General features: G+C 47.4%; 11 protein-coding genes. 2 read left to right on the top strand and 9 right to left on the bottom strand.

Features of this window, described 5'->3' with window-relative positions:
- Window positions 1-770: 770 nt before the first annotated feature.
- The 8 genes from hxlB to BS639_RS12975 all read right to left on the bottom strand — a co-directional run bounded on the left by hxlB (window position 771) and on the right by BS639_RS12975 (window position 7,291).
- On the bottom strand, window positions 771-1,334 hold the full coding sequence (hxlB, locus tag BS639_RS13010) for a 6-phospho-3-hexuloisomerase (RefSeq protein WP_055770898.1): 564 nt from the start codon (window positions 1,332-1,334) through the stop codon (window positions 771-773).
- Between the two features lie 31 nt (window positions 1,335-1,365).
- A complete protein-coding gene (locus tag BS639_RS13005; RefSeq protein WP_084983274.1) occupies window positions 1,366-2,346 on the bottom strand; it encodes a sugar-binding transcriptional regulator in 981 nt (326 codons plus the stop codon).
- Window positions 2,347-2,455: 109 nt separating this feature from the next.
- Window positions 2,456-3,508: a galactitol-1-phosphate 5-dehydrogenase gene (locus BS639_RS13000; RefSeq protein WP_084983273.1), complete on the bottom strand. Its 1,053-nt coding sequence runs from the start codon at window positions 3,506-3,508 to the stop codon at window positions 2,456-2,458.
- Between the two features lie 38 nt (window positions 3,509-3,546).
- The gene (gene rpe / locus BS639_RS12995; RefSeq protein ID WP_084983272.1) at window positions 3,547-4,194 is read right to left on the bottom strand and encodes a ribulose-phosphate 3-epimerase; all 648 of its coding nucleotides are present in this window, start codon (window positions 4,192-4,194) and stop codon (window positions 3,547-3,549) included.
- A 26-nt stretch (window positions 4,195-4,220) separates the two neighbouring features.
- Window positions 4,221-5,474, bottom strand: a complete 1,254-nt coding sequence (locus BS639_RS12990) for a PTS transporter subunit IIC (protein WP_055770886.1) — start codon at window positions 5,472-5,474, stop codon at window positions 4,221-4,223.
- A gap of 9 nt (window positions 5,475-5,483) precedes the next feature.
- Window positions 5,484-5,780 carry a PTS sugar transporter subunit IIB gene (locus BS639_RS12985; RefSeq protein WP_055770883.1) on the bottom strand — a complete coding sequence of 99 codons (297 nt, stop codon included), beginning with the start codon at window positions 5,778-5,780 and terminating at the stop codon, window positions 5,484-5,486.
- Window positions 5,781-5,797: 17 nt separating this feature from the next.
- Complete coding sequence (gatA, locus tag BS639_RS12980; RefSeq protein ID WP_055770880.1) at window positions 5,798-6,247, bottom strand: PTS galactitol transporter subunit IIA; 450 nt, start codon at window positions 6,245-6,247, stop codon at window positions 5,798-5,800.
- 189 nt (window positions 6,248-6,436) lie between these two features.
- On the bottom strand, window positions 6,437-7,291 hold the full coding sequence (locus BS639_RS12975; protein WP_084983271.1) for a LysR family transcriptional regulator: 855 nt from the start codon (window positions 7,289-7,291) through the stop codon (window positions 6,437-6,439).
- 112 nt (window positions 7,292-7,403) lie between these two features.
- Between BS639_RS12975 and BS639_RS12970 the strand changes: the two genes are divergently transcribed.
- Window positions 7,404-8,396 carry a nitrilase family protein gene (locus BS639_RS12970; protein WP_084983270.1) on the top strand — a complete coding sequence of 331 codons (993 nt, stop codon included), beginning with the start codon at window positions 7,404-7,406 and terminating at the stop codon, window positions 8,394-8,396.
- A 121-nt stretch (window positions 8,397-8,517) separates the two neighbouring features.
- Window positions 8,518-8,967 (top strand): DUF4385 domain-containing protein, encoded by a 450-nt coding sequence (locus BS639_RS12965; protein WP_084983269.1) that lies wholly within the window; start codon window positions 8,518-8,520, stop codon window positions 8,965-8,967.
- A gap of 66 nt (window positions 8,968-9,033) precedes the next feature.
- On the opposite strand, the gene BS639_RS12960 is transcribed toward BS639_RS12965, so the two are convergent.
- Window positions 9,034-9,966, bottom strand: a complete 933-nt coding sequence (locus BS639_RS12960) for a DMT family transporter (protein WP_084983268.1) — start codon at window positions 9,964-9,966, stop codon at window positions 9,034-9,036.
- Window positions 9,967-10,091 lie beyond the last annotated feature (125 nt).

Genomic DNA, 10,091 nt, shown 5'->3' with positions numbered 1-10,091 from the left:
GATATATAGATAATGCATTCGTGCTAAACTGCCCGTCGTTTTTCATACAAAACAAAAGCCGCGCTTATGCGTTGCCTTCTTCGCATACAAAAATGACGCCCCACGACACTTCACACTTCTCAATGCATCGCAAATCTCTCCTTCCAGGACTAAAGTCAAACCCTCGTGGACCCAACAAAGCAGTACCGCACCCGCGCTGAAGACGGTAGAAATAGGCGACCACTGATAATAAAAACATGTTTATAAAAGCATGGCATTAAAAACAGTATTGACTCTGTTTGAAATACCCGTAGAGTGGATTTCAACGGCAGCGATAAATAGCTAACCGTTGATGTGAAATTTTTCTTATGCAATAAAAAATAAGGAGGTAGTTTCACCGTTTTATATATTGCGATAAAGGCCACGAAGTGTGTTTTTTGGGAATGTCGAGGCGAAGGATAACAATATTCTTACCCGACCATGTACTCAGGCCACGCAGTCAGTAATCACAATCGCAGGGTGTGGAACAAAACGCGATGATGTAAGGCTATGTTTCAACAGTGTATAGTTGCGATAATGTCTTCCAGTAAGACTTTTAACAACATCGCAATGAAAGTAAAGCTACGCATCAAAAAGTATATATCGCGCGGGGAATGAGCATGTTGGATAGTCATTCAAACATGTACATTTGAAGCAGTATCAATAATGTACCAAGTTATTAAGTTTATTAATGTTTAATCTTAAGTTAGAAGTAACCTAAAAGCCCTGGCTTCTACAGTCAGGGCTTTTTTTTATTCTAAATCGGCATGTCGGGTAAACATACTTTCTGAGGTTTCACTCATCTCCGCCATTAGCGATAGCACTACGGCGTCATAAACCAGAAAACAGAGCTGTTCAAAGGCCGATCCCATCGGCTGAATCGACGTAATGTTGATGCCCTGATTTTTAAGTTTTGGAGAAACACCAGGCAACATCACCACCACGTTAGCCAGTCTTGCGATTGACGATTCTCTATCCATGGTCACCGTGGCAATATTTACCTTTGCCAATTTCGCCTTATTGGCCAAAGACACCAGACTGCCCGTTTCACCCGATCCCGATGCAACAATCAGCAAATCTCCTGCTTTGGTATGGGGCGAACTTATCTCTCCGACCAGGCTAACGTCAAAGCCCAGATGCATCAACCGATTAGCCAGCCCGCGAATTCCGATGCCACTTCGCCCTGCGCCAGCAAGAAAAATGTGATTTGCCTGGCGTATGACCGTGACAAGACTTTCCAATTCCGCATCATCAATATACTGAGAGTTGTGCGTTAACTCAGACAGAATTTGCTGCGTTAATTGACGTATACTCATGGTGTTACCTTACGTAATGAAGAAAATAAAATCAGTTCTCGTCCATTAATTTAACCGCGGTGTCAAAATCCGTGATTAATGTATCGAGGATCCCGGAACGCAGCGATGCCAGTACGGCTTCATACTTATCTTCACCGCCCGCCACGCCAATAACATTTTTGGTTTTGTTTATCTGCTCATGACTAATTCCAAACCCGAGCTTGTCTATCGGGCTTTCAATAACCTTGCCCTTTGAGTCGATGAACGTAGTACATATATCAGCACATACGTCATGAGCCAAAAGGCCTTCACGCCACTCATCAGGGAAGATGTTAAACAGGCTCGACGAGCCTGACTTCCAGGCACCAATGCCGGTGATAATGACGTCAAGATTGGTATAAAACCGGCGAGCTTCAGCTACAAACTCGTCATTGGCGATTTGCCTGGCGACATTCTCGTCATCGACCCACATCGGTAAATAGATTGGGTAAGCCTTACCGTTGCTTATTGATGCAATTTTATGAATTAAATCAATAGGGCTCTGGCTAAACTCTATCTTGGGATGAACACCGGCAAGTTGAACAACGTGCAGTGGCGGAAGTTCACGCAGGGTACTGACAGTGCTTGATAATACGCGCCCCCAAGCGATGCCCACTTTCATATCCTGCTTGAGATGATCGCTGAGGTAATTAGCGGTAACGATACCCAGTTTATCGGTAAGCAGTTGCCTGTCGCCGTACGAATCAATCATTGACAGAACGACAGCATCTTTAAGTGAGTACTTATTACAGATATTCTGAGCCAGCTCTTCATCAAGTGCTTGCTGCTTGGGGAATACAAATTTTACGTATTCATTTTCAATCGCCTCGGCAATCAGGCGGGCAACTTTAAATCGTGAGATACCCATTTCATCGGCTATTTCACTTTTTGTCTTCATTTCAGAGAAGTATTTTTTTGCCACAAATGAATAAATATATTTTGGATTATCAGAAAGCCATTTTTTACTGTTATTTTCCGCCACTGCTTTTTTCATCCACTAATACCTGCTCTCTAAACATCGTATACTCACCACTCACCGATGAGCGCTGATACTCCCTATGCCTGCGAGAGTATCAGTTTTCATGCTTTATGAGTAATGGCAGTTAGAGTTCCGGGAGCAACAGCGCTTTGCCGACCAGCTCAGTGCGATCAACGATAGCATTGAAGATATCAGGCGCCTTAACAAGCGGCAGCCGATGCGTGATGATGAGCTCCGGGCGTATCGCTTTTTTATTGAAAAAATGTACGCTGTTCTGCCATTCTTTACCGGGGAACGGGGCCGATACACAGCTCCACGAGCCTAAAACTTTCAGCTCACTGCGCATAATTTTCTCAAAGTAGAACCGTTCAACGTGAACATCGGCATAGGGAATGCCCAATAACAGGACCTCACCGCCCTTTTTGGCATAGGCAAACACCTGTGAGGCGGTGATAGCACTTCCGGCAGCTTCAATCACCAGATCGGCATTTAAGCCGTGGGTGTATTCAGCCAACACCTCAAGCACATTTTCTTTGGCCGCATTGATAGTTTTATCGGCGCCGTTCTGAATGCACATCTCCAGCTTACGGTCATCAACGTCTATCGCGATTATATGTCGCGCCCCCCAAACGCGAGCCCACTGAATACAAAGTAGGCCGATACTGCCGCCCGCGCCCACAATAACCACGTCATCGCCTACGGTAAAAGAGGTCCGATAAAAACCATGCAACACCACGGTTGAAGGCTCTATCATTGACGCACTTTGGTAATCCAGAGAATCAGGGATTTTCACCAGGTTCTGCGCCGGCATGTTCACGAAATCAGCGAAACAACCGGGAACTTTGGCGCTCATCGCATGAAGATTATCGCTGCGGGCAAACTCCCCTTTGAGATAAAAGTAGTCCTCGCCGTCAAACAAAGCAGGACAACCGGTAACGCGATCGCCGAGTGCGAGGTTCTTCACACCGCGCCCCACTTCAACAACAACGCCCGCAAATTCGTGCCCCAACGTCATCCCCACCGTATGCGGCCCGAATTTAGCATATTTCGAGGTATCAGAACCGCACACTCCGGCCGCTTTAACCTGAACAATAACGTCCGTATCGCCTTTGATTTTAGGTTCTGGAATTTCTTCCAGACGTAAATCCCGAGCACCGTAAAAGTTTACCGCTTTCATAATAGCCTCTTGAAATTAACTAATTAAAGGATACGTCTCTATTCGGCAATCGCTGCATTAAGGCGCGCAGCATTTTCCATTTTATCGCCATTAAAAAGATCCCCCCCAACCACAATAAGTGAGACGCCGGCCTCTCTCAGTCTGGTGGCTATTTCTGCGTTAACGCCTCCGTCAATTTCAATTGCGATATTTTTATTTCCAATAATATCGCGAACCTCCTGCACCCTTTCAAAAGTGAGCTCAAGAAAACGTTGGCCCCAATGGCCCGGATTGATTGACATAAGCAATACGTAGTCGACATAACCCAATAAATATTTCAGACTCGACAGTGGCGTTGAGGGATTGTAAACAATACCGGCCTTAATTCCGGCCTTGCGTATTCTCTGCAAAATGTCGATATGATGAATTGTCGCTTCATAATGAATTGAAATCATGTCGACGCCAGCAGCAATCACTTTATCAATTATTTTTTCGGGCGCCGACACCATGAGATGTACATCCACCTTCATGGCAGTATTTTTTTTAATTACGCTAACGTGATCGGGGCCAAACGCAATATTAGGCACCAGGCTACCATCCATCATATCCAGATGCAGAGTCCTAAATCCCTGTGCCTCCAGAAAAGTTATCTCGTTTTTTAACGCCATCAGATTGGCACCAAAAATTGAAGGAAGTATTTCAGCCATTTTCATACCTCAGAAAATAATAAACATTAATGTACGAGGCTATAAATCCAATAAATAACAACGTTCCATATTTCGGAGAATGTTACATCCGTACCCTGACCCGAGATATTGACGCCGGCACTGTTAAGCATTTTTGTGGCACCCGGTGCAACATAGGCCGCGAGATACAAGGTAATGACACAAAATACGACTGTCGAAATAATGGATCGCAGCAAATTCCCTTTACTTGCCATCGTACAACCTACCGAGATATAGCAGACCGACATTAACAGTCCTACGGGGAAAAACTGGATCCCCGGCAGTATCAGCGCACATAATATAACCAGAGGAATGGAAATAACCGTGGTCGTGATGGTCGTGGCATCACCTAAACCCAGCGCGATATCCATACCAATATTTAATTCCGAGCCAGGCCCCATCCGTTTGGTCATGAAGTTTTTAGCCGCCTTACCTATGGGTGAAAGGCCGTCCATCAGCACGCTGACCACTTTGGGCATTAACACCATCACAGCAGCGATACCCATCGCCATATTGATAGTGACAGTAAGGTCTTGACGCGTTAGCGCAGCAAGTAAAATACCGACTAAAAAGCCAATAATAATAGGCGTGCCCAACACGCCCAGACGCCGGTTGGCCGTTTCAAGGCTGATATCCATCTTGTTGAGCCCAGGAATAAAATCGATGATTTTATTGACCAACATGGCAATGGGTATTCCCCAGCCAGAATAGATAATAGTGGTACAGGTTGTGCCTTCAAGACCAAAATAGTCCTGCCAGCGTTTAGCAATAAGATCCCCGATAAATAATGCGATAACTGACATGACGAGTGTGATACCCAGACCGAGCCAGAAACTGCCAAAAAGGAAGTAGGCCAAGGCTCCTGGGATCAGGAAGTGCATATAGTTCCAAATATCGACATTCATTGTTTTGGTGAGTTTGAGTCTCACCAGCAGGAGATTAATCGCCAACCCCAGCGGAATCGCCAACGCCGCAAACGGTGCAACCCATGAGGCCGCCCCCACGGCTGGCCACCCTACATCGAGAATAGTATAACCCGACCCAAGCTTAGCATAATGGCTAACGGCTGGTTCCAGTGAGCTGGAAAGCAATTTCACCACCAGCGTTAGGCCAATAAAGCCGACGCCGACCATCAGCCCTGACTTTATTGCCTCGGAGACCTTCATCCTGAAAAATATCCCCAGCAGGGCAATAACAATAGGAAGAATCGCGGATGCGCCCAAGTTAAAAATTGTATGGATAATATTAATTATGGAGTCCATTTATGTGCCCTACTCTTTATTAGCAAGCTGCTGTAAAACGACACCTAACTTTTTCCTTAATACATCTTCATTAATCCCTGTAACAAAGCCCATGATGTTCATGTAAGGTTTATCTATCTCGCCTTTATAATTATTGGTCGTAAGCACAATGTCAGCATCGCCAATTTCACTTATCAATTCGCTCATGCTGCATTTTTTAATTTTATAGCGAGTAATCCCATACTCCTCGCAGACTGATTTAACTTCATCAGCAGCGAGTGTTGAAGTGGCAACACCACTTCCGCAGGCAACAAGAATATGAATCATATCTACTCCGGTTTTTTTTATGCAACGACTGTAGAATTGAAAAGGCTTTTTGCCTCTTCTGCAGGGAGTTCTAATAATTTTTTATAAAAGTCTTTATCCTGAAGATGGCTAAACAAAGATTTTAATAACTGGAGCTGATCAAGGGGGCTGGTGACGACCAAATTAATAATCAGCTGCGTTTCCAGTTGGTTATCTCCATCCGCCTGATTGACTAAAATAGGCCGTGGCGTGCGCAAAATATAAATTGCAGGCTTAAGCGCATGTTCAGTGTCACAGTGCGGAATAGCCACGGCGTACCCGTCCAATTCAATTCCGGTGGGATACTCACGCTCTCTGGCAATCAGCGCTTCCAGATAACTTTCTTTAACGATCCCCGCCGCGGTGAGTTTTTCATGCAGGTATTTGAACACGTCCTCATAGCTCTCAAACGGTAAACCGTCAGCGACGTTGAGCTCGAATGCTTTCACTGTTCATCTCCAAACGCTGGCTTTATGATTTTGCTCATGTGAGCAATATATAATTAACACATGAGCAAGATATCATAGGCGCAGTTTTAGAAAACGATCAGTCTGTGGAAATTGTATACAGATCACATAAAATCGATTTGGATGGCAGATTAAGATTGATTTAAGGGACGACGCCGTTTTCTTGCAGGGTTACCCCTGCTTCACCATCGCGATAAAGTTATCGCGGGCGGTATCATTGATCCGCGGATCCCACGCAATACCTATCTGCCACTGAACGGCCTCTCCCGTGAGTGCCATAACGTGCAGCCCCGGTGGAGCAATATGCACCACGCTTTGCGGCAAAAGTGCAACGCCAATTCCCGCCAAGACCAGTGCAACAATGGTTTGTATATCTTCAACCTGCTGCGTCGTAGAGATAGCAAACGCGTTCTGCTGCAAAAATTGGTCGATTTGCGCATTCAGTCCGCGGCCACGTGGGTGATAAAGCCGTAATAAAGGCAGTGCATTTAGCCATTCTTGAACATCCCGCCGGCTATTTTCTGGCGTCACTAGCACCAGCCGGTCCTCGAATAACCGGTGAGATTCGAGTGGCGCTTGAGCCGGAACGCGAACAAATCCCACCTGAAGATCTGCGCTTTGCAACATCTCACACTGCTGATCCGAGGGAAGATCCTCCAGGGATACGTCCACGCCCGGATATCGGTTGCGAAATTGCGCGATGCATTGCGGCGCGAAATAGAAACTTGATAGCCCAAAACCGACCGCAATAAGCCCTTCACCGCCCTTAGCAACCTGAGCCGCATGCTGAAGGAATACTGTCGCCTGTTTGATGACTTTTTCCGCCTCAGGCAGTAAACGCTTACCCGCAGCAGTCAGCGTAGTGCCGTGTCGACCTCGGGAAAAAAGAGCCACATTTAACGTCGATTCAAGAAGATTGATCTGTTTGGTCAGCGCCGGTTGTGAAACTGCGAGCGCAAGCGCCGTTTCGGCATAATTGCCCTTCTCTGCCAGTGTCATGAAGGCCTTAAGCAAACGTAGGTTCATTTTGCATTCCAATTGGTTATCAGATTGAGAAAAAATTTGATTATAAAGTTATCAGCCACCTTGCTGTAATACCAACATGATTAACAACCCCGAGCACCTTTGGAGAACCGTCATGGCCGATACAGCCTTTTTAAAATCCGCAGTGGTACAGTTTCAGCATCAGGCCGGTAACAAGAAATATAATCTTCTGATGATGGAGAAATTCATTGAGCAGGCTTGCGTGCAGCAGGTACAAATACTTGCCTTCCCCGAAATGTGTATTACCGGCTATTGGCACGTCCCTAAACTGAATTCGGCGCAGGTTGAAGCGCTGGCTGAATCCGTTGCCACCAGTCCTTCACTGGCGTTGATTCGTTCTCTGGCAGAAAAACATCAGATGCTGATTGGGGCTGGATTCATTGAACGCGCGCAGGATGGCCGTCTTTATAACGCCTACGCCGCCTGCATGCCGGACGGTAGCGTGCACATTCACCGCAAACTTCACGCGTTTGAGCACACGGCAATCAGCAGCGGCGATAATTTCACCGTTTTTGATACACCTTGGGGCGTTAAAGTGGGGATCCTCATCTGCTGGGATAATAATCTGGTAGAAAACGTCCGTGCCACTGCCTTGCTTGGGGCCGATATTCTGTTGGCCCCTCATCAGACCGGCGGTACAAACTCACGCAGCCCCTTCGGCATGAAGCCGATAGCGTTAGACTTATGGGAACAGCGGGCAACCCGCAAGCAGGAAATGACGGCGGCGATAAGGGGCATAAACGGTCGTGAATGGCTGCTACGCTGGCTGCCTGCTCGCGCCCATGACAACGGCCTGTTTATTTTATTTAGCAACGGCATCGGTGCGGATGACGACGAAGTGCGCACCGGCAATGCGATGATCCTTGACCCTTATGGACGTATTATTGAGGAAACGTGGGCCGCAGCAGATGCTATGGTCAGCGCCGAACTCGACCTTTCCTTGCTCGCCATGAGTACTGGACGCCGCTGGACTCATGGCCGACGCCCGGAGTTGTATCATATTCTGACCGAACCTCAGGGTTATGAACGCGATGCCATCAGCGCACGATTTTCAGACGACGTGCCACAGCGCGGTAAAGATAAATAAAGGGTGATCTTTTCTGAGCGAAAAAAATTTACGGCACGTTCGACTACACTGACCTGATATCAGCCGTTCGCCGACGGGTTTTTTTCGTCAAGAGAGCGGCACCTTTATCAAGGGAGTGATGATGAAAGCGTTTAACTATCAGCAAGATTTTACACATATCAATTTTCGACAGCATCCTGAGCTTTATCAAGTGGGTCGCGGCGAACAGGGAGTATTGATGGTTGAACCCTATAAGTCAGAAATTTTGCCGCATTGGCGATTTAAAACGCCCAAAATTGCAAAAACCTCTGCGCTGGCCATTATGGCGCTGTTTGAAAACTATCGGCAGAATGATGATTTTGTTGGAATGGATATGGCGCGAAAATTCATTCAAATGGGCTACACCCGCGCTCGCCGCTATGCAAATTATCCCGGTGGTCGCAAATATGCCGAGGACAAAACCGTCAATCCGCGCAATATTGATGATGAAAAAGCCGCCTCGGCGGCAATATTCAAAGGCTACTGGGACCAGCTGCGCGCAGACGCCGACTACCTTAAACGCAAGAAAGCCCACCAGCAGCAGTATGGTTGAAAATGGAGCAAGTCTCCCCCTACACCGCTCAGTAAACCTAAAATCGTTAACGCCCCCCCGCACACCTCAGGTTTTCTTCTTGCCGGAAAGTGCAGTCATTGAGACGCCTAAAAATACCAGCACCAGCCCGCCAATAAACAGTGAAGAGAGATGACTGCCGAGAATAGCCACTGAGGCAGCGGCCCCGATTAGTGGCACGCCGAGCGTGAAGTTTGACATAGCAAACACGCTAATCCGCCTGCCGTGTTCGGTTGATATCACAAAGCACACAGAGGTCGCCACCGGGCCAATAAAAAACAGCAGCCAAAGCAGATGTGGTGTGAGCACAATGGCGGAGGGAGAGCCGTCAATCACTGCCGCAAACAGCGTGAGCGGAACGGTCGCGATCAGCATCTGCCACGGTGCCAGCGACAGTGGCGTATCTGTCCACTGATGATGGCGCACATGAACGATAACCAGCGACCACGAAATTGCGCCAATAATCAATAAACTACAGCCTATCATTACGCCCGGTTTGCTCCAGTCCATCTCGGCAGGGGAACAAATCATCGCGATACCTATCAGCCCGGTAATCAAGGCAATAATCTGTAATTTCGACGGGGCGTTACGCATCAACAGCCATGAGGTCAGGATCCCCCACAGCGGTGTCGTGTATGCCAGCAGCACCGCATGACTGGTATCCGTGTGCTGCATCGCAATCATGCCCAAACCGGTAAAAACCATCATCTGCAACACGCCCACGCTGGCAACTACCGGCCAGTCGGCGCGCGAAGGAAAGCGCAGTTTTCCGCGAGCGGCGACAAACAGAAACAGGCACAGCCCGGCAGAGCCAAAACGTATCGCCGCCAACCAGAGCGGTGGCACAACGTTTAGCGCCAGCTTAGTCGCAGGCCAGCTCAGCCCCCAAAGCACTACCATCACTAACAGCCAGACCAGGGTTGCAGGCCGCGTGGGGTGACCCACCGCATTGTTAACAGGTTCGTTGTTTAACGTACTCATGGCGCGCTCTCGGGATAAAAGTAGTCGATGAATTATTTTATTGAACGGCGTGAAAAAAAACTGTTCTCATTTTTCCCTCCAGTGTTATTTTAAGGATAAATTTTCCTAAAAATTGACGAATTAAG

This window comes from Rouxiella silvae, from assembly GCF_002093625.1.
In the GTDB taxonomy this organism is placed as follows: domain Bacteria; phylum Pseudomonadota; class Gammaproteobacteria; order Enterobacterales; family Enterobacteriaceae; genus Rouxiella; species Rouxiella silvae.
Note: the sequence above shows the minus strand (reverse complement) of the source record. Positions and strands in the feature narration are given on the sequence as shown.